This is a genomic window from Mesorhizobium sp. WSM4815, assembly GCF_055811575.1.
Genome location: NZ_JBVVQS010000102.1, coordinates 61,074 through 75,667, shown reverse-complemented (window position 1 = coordinate 75,667; position 14,594 = coordinate 61,074). Strand labels below are relative to the sequence as shown.

Here is a 14,594-nt window from a genome sequence, read left to right as displayed (position 1 = left end):
AGCAGCCCATCCGATCCGCCGGAGATCCGCCATGCCTCTGAAAATCGCTGTCCAGATGGACCACATCTCCACCGTCTCGATTGCCGGCGACACGTCGTTTGCGCTGTCGCTGGAAGCGCAGCGACGCGGCCACCAGCTGTTCCATTATACGCCCGACCGGCTGTCGCTGCGCGACGGCAAGGTGTTTGCCGGCGTCGAGGAAATGCAGGTCCGCGACGAGAAGGGCAATCACTATTCGCTCGGCGAGAAAGTGCGGACCGACCTGTCGGAGATGGACGTCGTCCTGCTCAGGCAGGACCCGCCGTTCGACATGAACTACATCACCACGACGCATATGCTCGAGTGCATCCATCCCAGGACGCTGGTGGTCAATGACCCGGCTTGGGTGCGCAACAGCCCGGAAAAGATCTTCGTCACCGAGTTTCCCGACCTGATGCCGGAAACGCTGATCACCAAGGACAGCCACGAGGTTGCCGCCTTCCGCAGGGAGTTCGGCGACATCATCGTCAAGCCGCTCTACGGCAATGGCGGCGCCGGCATCTTCCACCTGCACGAGGCCGATCGCAACCTCGCCTCGCTGCTCGAAATGTTCGGCCAGATGTTCCGCGAGCCCTATATCGTCCAGCGTTATCTGAAGGAGGTGCGAGCCGGCGACAAGCGCATCATCCTGATCGACGGCGAGCCGGTCGGCGCCATCAACCGGGTGCCGGCCGAGCATGATTCCCGCTCCAACATTCATGTCGGCGGCCGCGCCGAAAAAACGGAACTAACGGAGCGCGAACGCGAGATCTGCGCCCGCATCGGCCCGTCGCTGAAGGAGCGCGGTTTTATCCTCGTCGGCATCGACGTGATCGGCGACTACATGACCGAGATCAACGTGACGTCGCCGACCGGCGTGCGCGAGGTAAAACGCTTCGGCGGCGCCGACATCGCCAGCCTGTTCTGGGATGCGGTTGAGGGCAAGCGCAAGTAACGGCCCTGCATGCCGGGACGGCGGTGTTCCGGCCGGTAGCCGATGCGACGCCATCAAGGCACAACGTTCGATTGTTCCCGTAATGTTCTTGCCTTTGCGCAAAATCTGTGGTTGTCTCGGATGACGCCGTTCGCGGCATGATCGCATGGGCTTGGGCGAGCCCATGTCCGGGGGCAGAAAAATGGTTGCGCGGGTCCGCACGGTCGCTTTCCAGGGCATCGAGGCCGTGCCGGTCGACGTGCAGGTGATGATCGCGCCGGGCAAGGTCAACATGCACATCGTCGGCCTCGGCGACAAGGCGGTGGCCGAAAGCCGGGAGCGGGTGCAGGCGGCGCTGCACGCATCGGGCCTGTCGATGCCGTCGAAGAAGGTCACCGTCAATCTGGCGCCCGCCGATCTGCCCAAGGAAGGCAGCCATTACGATTTGCCGATCGCGCTTGGCCTGATGGCGGCGCTTGGCGCCATTCCAGGCGACATGCTGGCCGGCTATGTCGTGCTTGGCGAACTGTCGCTCGACGGCACCATCGCCGCGGTGGCCGGCGCGCTTCCGGCGGCGATCGGCGCCAATGCCGAAGGCAAGGGCCTGATCTGCCCTTTCGCCTGCGGCCCGGAAGCGGCGTGGGCCGGCAAGGATTTCGACATTCTGGCGCCGCGCAGCCTGATCGCCATCGCCAATCATTTTCGCGGCACGCAAGTGCTGTCGCGGCCGGAGGCCGGCATCCATGCCTCGGCGCGCGACCTGCCGGATCTTGCCGACATCAAGGGCCAGGAGACCGCCAAGCGGGCACTCGAAGTGGCGGCGGCCGGCGGCCATAACATGTTGATGATCGGTCCGCCAGGATCGGGAAAATCGATGCTGGCGCAGCGGCTGCCGTCGATCCTGCCGCCGCTGGCGCCGAGGGAATTGCTCGAAGTCTCGATGATCGCCTCGGTGGCCGGCGAGCTTGGTGAAGGCAAGCTGACCGACCGGCGGCCGTTCCGCGCGCCGCACCATTCGGCCTCGATGGCGGCGCTGGTCGGCGGCGGCCTGCGCGTGCGGCCGGGCGAGGCCTCGCTGGCCCACCACGGCGTGCTGTTCCTCGACGAGTTTCCCGAGTTCTCGCCGCAGGCGCTCGACGCGCTGCGCCAGCCGCTGGAGACCGGCGACTGCATGATCGCACGCGCCAATCATCGCGTCACCTATCCGGCGCGCATCCAGCTGGTCGCGGCGATGAACCCGTGCCGCTGCGGCATGGCCGGCGAGCCGGGCTATCGCTGCCTGCGCGGCGACCGCTGCCGCACCGACTACCAGGCGCGCATATCAGGCCCGCTGCTCGACCGCATCGATCTCCGGATCGAGGTGCCGGCGGTCTCGGCCAGCGATCTGATCCGGCCGGACCGGGCGGAGAAAAGTGCCGATGTGGCGCTGCGCGTGGCCCGCGCGCGGACAACCCAGCGCGAACGTTTCGAGCGGCTCGGCGCGACCTCCGTCACCACCAACGCGCACTGCTCCCCCTCTGTCATCGAGGAGATCGCGATGCCGAATGCATCAGGCCTGTCGCTGCTCAGGGATGCCAGTGAAAAGCTCGGCTTTTCGGCGCGGGCCTATCACCGGGTGCTGAAGGTGGCGCGGACATTGGCCGATCTCGAGGCCAGCGAGACTGTCGGCCGCATCCATCTGGCCGAGGCGATTTCGTACCGCATGAGTTCGGAGCGAATGGCGCAGGCGGCGTGACGTTCCCCTCCCCCTTGAGGATCCCTTGAGGGAGGGTGACCGGCCCGGCCCGCCGCGGCAGCTATTTAACCGGGATCATGAGATGTGCGTAGGGAGTGCCCGCCCACATCACATATGGCCTGGACGTGTCAGGTTTGGGGTCCGCCGGATAGCCCTGCATCATATCCATTGCGTTGACGATCATCACGTGCGGTCCGGTCTCCACCCAATTGTTGCCTTCCTCGGGCTTCGTCGCATAAGGATCGGTGTTGCTGCCGTCGGTGCCGCCGGCCAGCATATACATGAAGCCGACCTTGCCCTTGGGCGGTTCCTTTTTTCCAATCCACGCCATTGCCCATTCCATCGCGTTGGCATCGCCACACATTGGATCCGGGCCAGGTGTGGCCGGGTTGTCCGGCATGCACCAGAAGCCGTTTGTGCCCTCGCGCAGTGTGCGCATTGCACCCTTCTCATCCATAGCGTGGATCGCAGCGCCGCTTGCTACAGCGGGGGGTGCGGCGGATTCAGCGCTCTTGATCATCGCAGCGTCATCGGCGGCTGCGCCTTGCATCGCAACCAAACTGCCCGCCGCCACAAGGGCAGCGACCGTCAGAAGCCGTTTCATGGCCGTTCTCCGGTTTTGAGTTGATCTTGTGCATGATGTCGGACGCACGGCCTCCCAGAGCCGTTTGTCGGTAGTTGAATCGTAGCAGATCGCGTGCACCGGGACAACGACGTTTTAGTAATTGCTAATATCTGGCGGGTTATACTAGAACTCTGTACGCGCTATCGAGGGGCCTTCCTTCGCCTTCAGCTCGAGCCGCCGCGCGTGCAGCACCGGCTCGGTGTAACCGTTGGGCTGGACCCGGCCCTTGAAGACGAGGTCGCAGGCGGCCAGGAAGGCAATCGACTTGTCGAAGTCAGGGGCCATCGGCCGGTAGAGCGGATCGCCTGCGTTCTGGCGGTCGACGACGCCGGCCATGCGCTTCATCGTCTCCATCACCTGGTCTGAGGTGCACACGCCGTGATGCAGCCAGTTGGCGATGTGCTGCGAGGAGATGCGCAGCGTCGCGCGGTCCTCCATCAGGCCTATGTCATTGATGTCAGGCACTTTCGAGCAGCCGACGCCCTGGTCGATCCAACGAACGACATAGCCCAGAATGCCTTGCGCGTTGTTGTCGAGTTCGTTCTGGACCTCCTCCGGCGACCAGTTCGGCCGCACCTCTACCGGCACCGACAAGATGTCGTCGAGCTTTGCCTTGGGGCGGCTCTTCAGCGCCGCCTGCACTGCGTGGACGTCGACCTTGTGGTAATGGGTGGCGTGCAGTGTCGCCGCTGTCGGAGACGGCACCCAGGCGGTGTTGGCGCCGGCCCTGGGATGGGCGATCTTTTCCGCCAGCATCGCCGCCATCAGATCGGGCATCGCCCACATGCCCTTGCCGATCTGGGCGCGGCCGGCCAGCCCGCATTCCAGCCCGGTGTCGACGTTCCAGGCTTCGTAGGCGGCAATCCAGACGGCCTGCTTCATGTCGCCCTTGCGGATCATCGGGCCGGCTTCCATCGAAGTGTGGATCTCGTCGCCGGTGCGGTCGAGGAAACCGGTGTTGATGAAGACGACGCGATCTTTGGCGGCGCGGATCGCCTCCTTGAGGTTGACGGTGGTGCGCCGCTCCTCGTCCATAATGCCCATCTTGATGGTGTTTTTCGCCATGCCAAGCAGCGCCTCGACTCGGTCGAATATCTCGACGGCGAAGGCAACTTCTTCCGGGCCGTGCATCTTGGGCTTTACGACATACATCGAGCCCGCGCGCGAGTTTAGCCGGCGGCCGTTCGGGCCGACATCGTGTAGCGCGATCAGCGCCGTCATCGCCGCATCCATGATGCCTTCCGGCACTTCGTTGCCGTCGCGGTCCGTTATCGCCGGATTGGTCATGAGGTGGCCGACGTTGCGGATCAGCATCATCGAGCGGCCGGGCAGGGACAGCGCGCGCCCATCAGGCGCGGTGTACGACCGGTCGGGATTGAGTTTTCGCGTAAACGTGCTGCCGCCCTTGGTGATCTCCTCGGCAAGGTCACCCTTCATCAGGCCGAGCCAGTTGCGGTAGACCAAAACCTTGTCCTGCGCATCGACCGCCGCCACCGAATCCTCGCAGTCCTGAATGGTGGTCAGCGCCGATTCCAGCACGACGTCGGCAATGCCGGCCGGATCGGTCTTGCCGATCTGGTTGCTGCGGTCGATCGATATTTCGACATGCAGGCCATTGCGGGTGAGCAGGACGGCTTCGGGATTATCGGCGTCGCCGCGATAGCCGGCAAACTGTTTGGGATCGGCGAGCGTGGTGGCGCCGGCGCCCTCGCCCAGCCGCAGCATGCCGTTGGCCACGGCAAGCCCGTTCACCCCTGCCCATTTGCCGGTCGTCAGCGGGACCGATTCGTCGAGAAAACCCTTCGCCCAGGCAATGACCCTGGCGCCGCGCACGGGATTGAACCTGGCGCCCCTCTCGGCGCCGTCGATCTCGGGAATGGCATCGGTGCCGTAGAGCGCATCATAGAGCGAGCCCCAGCGCGCATTGGCGGCATTCAGTGCGTAACGCGCGTTCATCACCGGCACCACCAATTGCGGCCCTGCAACCACCGAGATCTCGGGGTCGACATTGTCCGTCGCGACGGAGAAGGCCGGCCCTTCCGGCGCGAGATAGCCGATTTCCCTCAGGAAATCCTTGTAGGCTTCCATGTCGCTGGGCGCGCCATTGTCGCGATACCAGTGGTCGATCTGGCCTTGCAGCGCGTCGCGCTTTGCGAGCAGAGCCCGGTTCTTCGGCGCCAAATCATCCACGATGGCGGAGAAGCCGGTCCACAAGGCGTCGGCTGCAATGCCGGTGCCCCGCAGCGCCTCGTTCACGACGAAATCATAAAGCTCGCGGGCAATCCGCAATCCGGCGATTTCGACGCGATCGGTCATCGGGGCTTCTCCAGACGAAAGGCTTTGGCCGGGCCTTTGACATGTCAAGGTGGCAGGGTCAATTCAGCTGAGGGTGAAGGTAGGGCAATTCGCTTCTATTTCGAATGGCGCCTCACCCTTTGCGTTGACGCAGGCTGGTGCGGCTCCCCCTTCTCCCACAAGGCGCCCTATACCGCGATCCTTGGCCTGCCCGACGCCACCGCCACCACATGCGCCTCGATAAACATGCGCTGGCCCTCGACGGTCGACACGCGGAATTCGCTGGCGATCTCGATTTCGGCGCTGTCGGTGCCGGCGTCCCTGGCCCGCCCGGCGGCAATGGCGCGGACATCGGTTTCCGCTGCCGCGATTGCCGCCGCCTCGTCATTGAAGTCGCGCACGCTTTCGCCTGAGGCGACGCGAAACAGCCCTTCCTGGGGCTGGCTGACGCGCGCCTCCGCCGAAACCCTGACCTGGCCGACGACGGCGCCGAGCGCATTGGCGACATCGGTATCTTCGGGCACCACGCAGTCATGGCCGACCAGCGGTGGCAGCCCGGCATAATGCAGCGGCGCCGAGGCGCCGAGGCCGATGACCGGGCGGTCGAGCGCGACGCTCAGCCGTGCGATGCCGGGATGGGAATCGACGGCGCGCTGCACCAGCGCGTGCGCCACGGTCGCCGCGCCATCCAGCCCGTCCTCGGCAAAGGCGGTTTCGAGGATGACTTCCGCCGACAGCCGGGTCAGCGTGGTCAGCACCCGTTCCGAGATCGCCTCCGGCGTGGCGGCGATCGCCTGTCCGCGGCCGTCGCGCTTGCGGGCGAACAGCTCGGCGCCGAGCCGAGCCGTGGCGGCATCCCAGTTGGCCTGCTTGCCCAGCACATGGGCGGCGTCCGACGGCGTAAAGCCGGCGACATGCACCAGCCCGCGCGACACCAACCGGTTCAAGGTGGCGTTCTGGGCATTTGATGTCAAAAGCCGGTCGACGGCGAGCGGCGTCGCGCCGATCAGTTCATAAAGCTTGGCCTCGGCGCCGGTCAGGCCGGCAGCCAGCCGCTCCGGCACGCCAGTCCTGACCGCCAGCCGGCCATCCATGCGGCTGGGGTTGGCCGCGCGGATTTGGCGTTCCAGTTCGACGGTCAACGCTTCGCCATGCATCATGCCGGCCAGCGCCAGCGGCACCAGGCGGCGCGGCCCGAGCAGGATTCTTGGGTTGAGCGCGCCATCCTCCAGCGTCACTTCGGAATCGCCGCCGAGTCCAAAGGTGCGCATGGCGACCGCCTCGACCATGGTGCGGAAGCCGCCGACGGTGGCGCCTTCCGGGTCAAGCCTGGGACGGCCCTGGTCGAGCACGGCAACGTCGGTGGTGGTGCCGCCGATGTCGGAGACGACTGCATTGTCGAGGCCGGTCATGTGGCGAGCGCCGACAAGGCTGGCGGCCGGGCCTGAAAGAATCGTCTCGATCGGCCGCTGGCGGGCGAAGGCGGCCGAGACCAGGGCGCCGTCGCCGCGCACCACCATCAGCGGAGCGGCGATGCCGCGCGCAGCAAGAAAGCCCTCGGTCGCCGCCACCAGCCGGTCGATCATCGAGATCAGCCTGGCGTTGAGCAGCGTCGTCAGCGCCCGGCGTGGGCCGCCGAGCTTGGCCGAAAGCTCGTGGCTGGCGGTGACCGGCAGGCCGGTTACGTCGCGGATCAGGTTCCGCGCGCTTAGCTCATGCGCCGGGTTGCGGGTGGCGAAATAGGCGCAGACGGCAAAGCCGGACACCGAGGCGCCGAGTTCCGGCAGCGCTGCCTCCAGCCCGGACAGGTCGAGTTTTGCGGCATTGCCGTGGACATCGTGGCCGCCGGGGCAGAACACCACAGGGTCGGTGCCGAGCGCGGTCTTCAGCCCGTCGCGGGCAAGGTCGCCCTCGGCAAAGCCGATCATCACCAGCGCGACGCGGCCGCCCTGGCCCTCGACCAGCGCGTTGGTGGCAAGCGTCGTCGACATCGACACCAGTTTTATCGCTGCCGGATCGGTGGCGGCTTTTTGCAGCACCGCATCGACGGCGCCCGAAATGCCGACCGCCAGATCATGGCGGGTGGTCAGCGCCTTGGCCTTGGCCAGAACCTTTCCGTTAGCGCCGCCGGCTTCCGACCACAGCACGGCATCGGTATAGGTGCCGCCGGTGTCGATGCCGAGGAACAGGGGGGAGGATTTGGCGGTCATTGGCGGATCCGGGATTTTGCTCCCCGCCCTTAGCCGATACGCGCCGGCGGATAAAGCCGCGAGCGCTGGGCCACGAAGCCTGATCCCCCTCAGCTTCGCGCGGACGGCTTCTCAATCGCCCATCTTCAGCGCCTGGATAAACGCCTCTTGCGGGATGTCGACCTTGCCGAACTGGCGCATCCGCTTCTTGCCCTCTTTCTGCTTGTCGAGCAGCTTGCGCTTGCGCGAGACGTCGCCGCCGTAGCATTTGGCGGTGACGTCCTTGCGCAGCGCCGAGATCGTCTCGCGGGCGATGACCTTGCCGCCGATTGCCGCCTGGATCGGGATCTTGAACAGATGGTTCGGGATCAGTTCCTTCAGCTTCTCGCACATCAGCCGGCCGCGCTTTTCTGCCGCCGTGCGGTGGACCAGCATCGACAGCGCGTCGACCGGCTCCTCGTTGACCAGGATCGACATTTTAACCAGGTCGCCCTCGCGATAGTCGGTCAAATGATAGTCGAAAGAGGCGTAGCCCTTGGAGATCGACTTCAGCCGGTCGTAAAAGTCGAAGACGACCTCGTTGAGCGGCAGGTCGTAGGTCAGCATGGCGCGCTTGCCGACATAGGACAGGTCGGCCTGGATGCCGCGTCGGTCCTGGCAGAGCTTTAGGATGCCGCCGAGATACTCGTCCGGCGTCAGGATCGTGGCGCGGATCCACGGCTCCTCGATGGCCGATATCTTGACCACGTCGGGCATGTCGGCGGGGTTGTGCAATTCCTTGGTCGTGCCGTCGTTCAACAGCAGCCGGTAGACGACCGACGGCGCCGTGGCGATGAGGTCGAGGTTGAACTCGCGCTCCAGCCGCTCCTGGATGATTTCCAGATGCAGCAGGCCGAGGAAGCCGCAGCGATAGCCGAAACCGAGCGCGGCGCTGGTTTCCATTTCAAAGGAGAAAGAAGCGTCGTTGAGGCGCAGCTTGCCGACTGCGGCGCGCAGATCCTCGAAATCGGCGGCGTCGACCGGGAACAGGCCGCAGAACACCACCGGCTGCGCCGGCTTGAAGCCGGGCAGGGCCTGTGCCGTCTGGCGCTTGTCCTCGGTGATGGTGTCGCCGACGCGGGTGTCGGCGACTTCCTTGATCGAGCCGGTGAAGAAGCCGAACTCGCCGGGGCCGAGCTCGTCGACATTGATGCGGGCCGGCGTGAAGACGCCGGTGCGCTCGACCAGGTACTTGGCGCCGGTGCCCATCATGCGAATGGTCTGGCCCTTCTTCAGCACGCCGTCGATGATGCGGACCAGCACGATGACGCCGAGATAGGCGTCGTACCAGCTGTCGACCAGCATCGCCTTGAGCGGGGCAGCAATGTCGCCCTCGCGCGGCGGCGGCAAATCGTTGACGATCGCCTCCAGCACATCGGGAATGCCGAGGCCGGTCTTGGCCGAGATCAGCACGGCGTTGGAGGCATCGATGCCGATCACCTCCTCGACCTGCTCGCGGATGCGCTCGGGCTCGGCGGCCGGCAGGTCGACTTTGTTCAGCACCACGACGATCTCGTGGTTGTTGTCGATGGCCTGATAGACATTGGCCAATGTCTGCGCCTCGACGCCTTGCGAGGCATCGACGACCAGCAGCGAGCCCTCGCAGGCGGCCAGCGACCGCGACACTTCATAGGCGAAGTCGACATGGCCGGGCGTGTCGATCAGATTGAGGATATAATCCTCGCCATTGCTGGCGTGGTATTTCAGCCGCACCGTCTGCGCCTTGATGGTGATGCCGCGCTCGCGCTCGATTTCCATCGAGTCCAGCACCTGCTCCTTCATGTCGCGCAGCTCCAGCCCGCCGGTCAGCTGGATCAGCCGGTCGGCAAGCGTGGATTTGCCATGGTCGATATGCGCGACGATGGAGAAATTGCGGATGTTCTTGATCGGCGTGGTCATGTCGGGCGCTTTAGCAGGGGCAGCTTGCCCGGGCAAGCGGCCGGGCGTGCGGCCGGGGCAATCGCTGAGGTTTGCGCTGCCGGACGGGGGGGCGCAACACCGTTAAGCTTTGATCCATCAGATTAGAGCATAGTCCGCGCCCTGCGTGATAGGCCACGAGCTGTCACCGTATGGGGGCCAAGCAATGCTACAATCTGGACGTCATTTTCTCAATTCCGAGAGCGGCTCCCTCGCGCCGATACTCGCCATCATGCTTATCCCGATGTGTGCCGCTCTGGGCTTTTCAATCGACTACAACTCAGCCGTTGCGACCAGGGGATCGATGCAGAATGCGCTCGATGCCGCGACCCTGTCGATCACGACGCTGCCAACCAGCACGTCACTGGCGGACCGTCAGGTGAAACTGCAGGAGTCGTTTACGGCCAATAGCGGGCAAGGCATCGCCAAGCTCGACAGCTTCGTCGTCGCTGCCGACGGCACCGCCAGCATCAATGCTTCGGCCAGCTTTGCCATGCCGACGAACTTCATGCAGATCGCCCACGTCGACACGGTGCAGATCGGCGTCGCGTCGGCGGTGCGCAAGCGGCCGGCGCTGGTGCAGACCACGTTCAAGATCGACAAAGTGTCGGGCCATTGGGGCAAGACGATGAGACTCTACGGCACGAAATTCGGCGAGACGGCGGCCAACCCGCTGATGAAGATCACCTATGTCTACAACAACTTTGGTGATCCGAAAGGCTACGGCACGTCCACCGTGTACACGGTCAACGGAGCGACGGAAACGAAGGTCCAGGAACAAAAATGCACGACCAAGACGGTGCAGAATTTCAACAACCTGCCCACTGGAGCGATCACCCAGACCAGCGGCAACAAGAAATACCTGACCACCTGCACCAACACCATGTATCCCGCGAACGGCGCCGGCGCGGTGATCGACGTCAGCCTGATGGATGTGCTGTACCTGCAGATGGATGTGCCGTCGGCCCAAACACCCAAGCTCAAGTCGAACGACGCGAACACATCGAATCGGTTGTACGTCGACGGCGTTGAAGTCGCGAACGGCAAACTGGTGGACATCTTCACCGCCGTGCCGTGCGGCCAACCCAGCCAGCAGGCCTGGGAAGATGGCGGCAATCCCGTACCGGCTCCGGTGTCCAACGCCGACTTCTTCTACACCGTGACCGGCAAATGCGATTTCAACCAGCGGCCTTCGCAAACAGTGCTTACGCAATAGGCCGGCGACCGCGGCGCGCCCAGAAGGGGCGCGGGTCCGCACAGCATCAGATTTCAACGCCGTCCGGCCGCCCCGGGCGGCGTTTTTGTGTGGGCAACGGTTCGAAATTCGAAGGCGTAGGGTGACGCCGTTTGGCTTCCCCCTTGTGGGAGGGGAAGGACCGATCACGAAGCGGTGATGGCTGTAACGAAGGCCCAGGCAGCGGCGAACAGCTGATGTGATCGCCATTCCGGCGCGCCACCAACCCTGGGAGACCATCATGACCAACCTCACCCGCCTGACCTTGCCGGCACTTGCCTTGGCGCTTTGCTCGACGGCGCTTTTTGCCGGCGGCGTTGCGCGCGCCGAAGATGCGATGAAGCCGGCCGATGCGATGGCGATTGACGCCATGAAGCCGGCGACCGACGCGATGAAGCCCGCGGATCCGATGGCGGCCGAAAAGATGAAGGACTGCATGGACAAGGCTGCCATGGAAACCGACGCGATGAAGAAGGACGAGGCGACCAAGACCTGCGACGCGATGGGGACGGCCAAGTAGGCCGCGTCCGGAACCGGGCGCGGCCGGTGCACGCGCCGCACAGCAATGTGAGACCGCGACGGACCTATCTGTCGTATAGTCTTAAACTCATGCAGGGAGATCAGAGATGACCGGCATTGAAAAAACCGCCGCGAAACGATTGATGAACGTGGCCAGGGGCGCGCTTGCGGCGCTGATGCTCGCGGCGGCCGGCGCCGCCTTGTGGCAGACGCCGGCAATCTCGGCCGAGGCGGCGGTGGTGATCCCGCCGCCGGCGGTGGACGAAAAACCCGCCGCCGGCGCGGCCAAGGCGGTCTTCGCCGGCGGCTGCTTCTGGGGCGTGCAAGGCCTGTTCCAGCACGTCAAGGGCGTGACCAGCGCCGTCTCCGGCTATGCCGGCGGCGACAAGGACACCGCCGTCTACGAGACGGTCGGCACCGGCCGGACCGGGCATGCCGAGGCCGTCGAGATCATCTACGAGCCGTCCAAAGTCACTTACGGCCAGTTGCTGCAGGTGTATTTCTCGGTCGCGCACAACCCGACGCAGCTGAACTACCAGGGCCCGGACCGCGGCCCCCAATACCGTTCGACGATCTTTGCCGAAAACGACGCGCAGAAGAAGATCGCCGAGAGCTATATCGCCCAGCTCGACAAGGCCAAGGTGTTTCCGGAGCCGATCGTGACCACGCTGGAGACGGGGAAAAAATTCTATCCGGCCGAGGACTACCACCAGGACTTTTTGACGCTGAACCCGACCTATCCCTACATCGTCTACAACGACCTGCCCAAGGTCGAGAATTTGAAGACGCTGTTTCCAGACCTCTACAGCGACAAGCCGGTGCTGGTGCTGGCCGGCAACAAGAGCTGATCTTTTGCCAGTGTGTACCTGGTGCGTCCTAATGGACGCATGTCGGCGTCAGGTGTGGTGAGGTACCAGGTCAGGCCGCGCCGAAAATGGTGGATTCCGAGAACCGGAACGGAGCGTACTTTCGGGTACGCGAGTAGCGCCGGTTGCAGGCCGGCTGAATATCAACACAGCTTATTGCACGCCCAGAAACTGCCGGAGCTCCGGCGTCCTGGGATTGGAAAAAACGTCCTCGGGGGCGCCGATCTCATGGACGCGGCCTTGATGCATGAAGACGACGCGCGAGCAGACGTCGCGGGCAAAGCGCATCTCGTGGGTGACCATCACCAGCGTCATGCCTTCCGCCGCCAATTCCTTGACGACGGCCAGCACCTCGGCGACGAGCTCGGGATCGAGCGCCGAGGTGATCTCGTCGCATAGCAGCGCGATGGGCTGCATGGCGAGCGCCCGGGCGATCGCCACGCGCTGCTGCTGGCCGCCGGACAATTCGTCCGGCAACGCATCGAACTTGTGGGCGAGACCGACGCGGTCGAGCATTTTTCGCGCGACCGCCTCGGCGTCCTTCTTCGGCGTCTTCTTCACCACCATCTGCGACAGCATGACATTGCCACCGGCGGTGAGATGCGGGAACAGGTTGAATTGCTGAAAAATCATGCCGACCTTCAGGCGCAGCGCCTTAAGATGCACCTCGTCGGGCAGGAACTGGGCGCCGGCGACGACGATCGAGCCTTCATCGATGGTCTCGAGCCCGTTGATGCAGCGCAGCAGCGTCGACTTGCCCGAACCGCTCTTGCCGATGATGGCGACGACCTCGCCCGGCGCGACGTCGATGGAAATCCCCTTCAGCACCTCGTTGTCGCCGAAGCGCTTCTTCACCTCAGTGATTGCGATGAGCGACATTGAGCTTCCTTTCCAGGAGCTGGCTGGATTTCGACAGCGGCCAGCACAAAGCAAAATAGATGAGCGCGACCAGGCCATAGACGGTGAACGGCTGGAACGTCGCGTTGGTGACGATCGAACCGGCCTTCGACAGTTCGACGAAGCCGATGATCGAGGTGAGCGCGGTGCCCTTCACCACCTGCACCGAGAAGCCGACGGTCGGCGGCACCGCCACTTTCAGTGCCTGCGGCAGGATGACGTAGCGCATCTGCTGGAGATAACCCATGCCGAGGCTGGCTGACGCCTCCCATTGGCCCTTGGCAATGCTCTCGACGCAGCCACGCCAGATTTCGGCGAGGAAGGCTGCGGTCCACAGGATGAGCGCGACACAGGCGGCAAGCCAGGCGGGAACGTCGATGCCAAACAGGCCAAGCCCGAAGAAAGCCAGAAAGAGCTGCATCAGCAGCGGCGTGCCCTGAAACAGCTGGATGTAGCCGCGTGACAGAAACTGCATCCCACGCCGGCCGCCGATGCGCAAGAAAAGCAGGGCCGCGCCGACGATGCCGCCACCGATGAAGGAGACCAGCGAGAGGACAACGGTCCAGCGGGCGGCCAGAAGCAGGTTGCGCAGGATGTCCCAGAAGCTGAACTCGGTCATGGCGCCTGTCTCATCGCGACGCCTTCCTCGGGAACAGCATCCCGCCCAGGCCGGCCAGCAGCTGGCGCAGCAGGATGGCGAGCGCCAGGTAGATCAAGGTGGAGACGATGTAGGTTTCGAAGGCCCTGAAATTGCGCGACTGGATAAAGTTGGCGGCGAAGGTCAGGTCCTCAGCGGCAATCTGCGAAACGACGGCCGAACCCAGCATGACGATGACGATCTGCGACGACAGCGCAGGCCAGATGCGCTGCAGCGCCGGGACCAGAACCACGTGCCAGAAGGTCTGGAACGGGGTCATGGCGAGGCTGGCGCCGGCCTCGAACTGGCCGCGCGGCGTGGCCTGGATGCCGGCGCGGATGATCTCGCAGCTGTAAGCGCCGAGATTGACGATCATGGCGAGGTTGGCGGCGGTCAGCTCCGACATCCTGATGCCAAGCGACGGCAGTCCGAAGAAAATGAAGAACAGCTGGATGAGGAAGGGCGTGTTGCGGATCAGCTCGACATAGGTCGCGACGACGGGTTTTAGCCATTTCGGCCCCAGTGCCCGCACCCAGGCGCAGGCAATGCCCAATGCCACGCCGAACACCGCGCCGATCAGGATAAGCTGCACGGTGATCCGGATGCCCTTGAGCAGCACCGGCAGAGATCCGATCAGCCAGCTGAAATCGAACTGATAGGTCATGACTTGCTATCCGACCTCAGCCACA

Annotated in this window: 12 protein-coding genes; 5 read left to right on the top strand and 7 right to left on the bottom strand. The window is 64.4% G+C overall.

The features are described 5' to 3' along the window. The first annotated feature begins 31 nt into the window (after positions 1–31). Entirely contained in the window at positions 32–973 is a 942-nt protein-coding gene (gene gshB, locus AC0L2B_RS29115) for a glutathione synthase (protein WP_473747819.1), read from the top strand. Between the two features lie 181 nt (positions 974–1,154). Then, positions 1,155–2,687, top strand: coding sequence for a YifB family Mg chelatase-like AAA ATPase (locus tag AC0L2B_RS29110; RefSeq protein ID WP_473747817.1), 1,533 nt, complete (start codon positions 1,155–1,157; stop codon positions 2,685–2,687). Between the two features lie 61 nt (positions 2,688–2,748). On the opposite strand, the gene AC0L2B_RS29105 is transcribed toward AC0L2B_RS29110, so the two are convergent. The 4 genes from AC0L2B_RS29105 to lepA form a co-directional block, all read right to left on the bottom strand. After that, positions 2,749–3,291 (bottom strand): hypothetical protein, encoded by a 543-nt coding sequence (locus tag AC0L2B_RS29105; protein WP_128169342.1) that lies wholly within the window; start codon positions 3,289–3,291, stop codon positions 2,749–2,751. Positions 3,292–3,435: 144 nt separating this feature from the next. After that, positions 3,436–5,628 (bottom strand): malate synthase G, encoded by a 2,193-nt coding sequence (locus tag AC0L2B_RS29100; RefSeq protein WP_473747816.1) that lies wholly within the window; start codon positions 5,626–5,628, stop codon positions 3,436–3,438. A gap of 167 nt (positions 5,629–5,795) precedes the next feature. Further along, a complete protein-coding gene (locus AC0L2B_RS29095; protein ID WP_473747815.1) occupies positions 5,796–7,817 on the bottom strand; it encodes a hydantoinase/oxoprolinase N-terminal domain-containing protein in 2,022 nt (673 codons plus the stop codon). 111 nt (positions 7,818–7,928) lie between these two features. Further along, a complete protein-coding gene (lepA, locus tag AC0L2B_RS29090) occupies positions 7,929–9,734 on the bottom strand; it encodes a translation elongation factor 4 (RefSeq protein WP_473747814.1) in 1,806 nt (601 codons plus the stop codon). 184 nt (positions 9,735–9,918) lie between these two features. Here lepA and AC0L2B_RS29085 point away from each other — a divergent pair, with 184 nt between their 5' ends. The 3 genes from AC0L2B_RS29085 to msrA all read left to right on the top strand — a co-directional run bounded on the left by AC0L2B_RS29085 (position 9,919) and on the right by msrA (position 12,353). Then, positions 9,919–10,968 (top strand): TadE/TadG family type IV pilus assembly protein, encoded by a 1,050-nt coding sequence (locus tag AC0L2B_RS29085; protein WP_473748256.1) that lies wholly within the window; start codon positions 9,919–9,921, stop codon positions 10,966–10,968. Between the two features lie 259 nt (positions 10,969–11,227). After that, positions 11,228–11,506 carry a hypothetical protein gene (locus AC0L2B_RS29080; protein WP_473747813.1) on the top strand — a complete coding sequence of 93 codons (279 nt, stop codon included), beginning with the start codon at positions 11,228–11,230 and terminating at the stop codon, positions 11,504–11,506. Positions 11,507–11,612: 106 nt separating this feature from the next. After that, positions 11,613–12,353, top strand: a complete 741-nt coding sequence (gene msrA / locus AC0L2B_RS29075) for a peptide-methionine (S)-S-oxide reductase MsrA (RefSeq protein WP_473747812.1) — start codon at positions 11,613–11,615, stop codon at positions 12,351–12,353. A gap of 171 nt (positions 12,354–12,524) precedes the next feature. Here the strand turns inward: msrA and AC0L2B_RS29070 are convergent, their stop codons facing one another. From AC0L2B_RS29070 to AC0L2B_RS29060, 3 genes are read right to left on the bottom strand one after another with little or no spacing between them, the layout of a single operon-like run. Next, the gene (locus tag AC0L2B_RS29070; RefSeq protein ID WP_027154711.1) at positions 12,525–13,250 is read right to left on the bottom strand and encodes an amino acid ABC transporter ATP-binding protein; all 726 of its coding nucleotides are present in this window, start codon (positions 13,248–13,250) and stop codon (positions 12,525–12,527) included. Further along, positions 13,228–13,887, bottom strand: a complete 660-nt coding sequence (locus AC0L2B_RS29065; RefSeq protein WP_091591934.1) for an amino acid ABC transporter permease — start codon at positions 13,885–13,887, stop codon at positions 13,228–13,230. The genes AC0L2B_RS29070 and AC0L2B_RS29065 overlap by 23 nt, the downstream gene beginning before the upstream one ends. 10 nt (positions 13,888–13,897) lie before the next feature. Next, a complete protein-coding gene (locus AC0L2B_RS29060) occupies positions 13,898–14,569 on the bottom strand; it encodes an amino acid ABC transporter permease (RefSeq protein ID WP_128169315.1) in 672 nt (223 codons plus the stop codon). Positions 14,570–14,594: the final 25 nt, after the last annotated feature.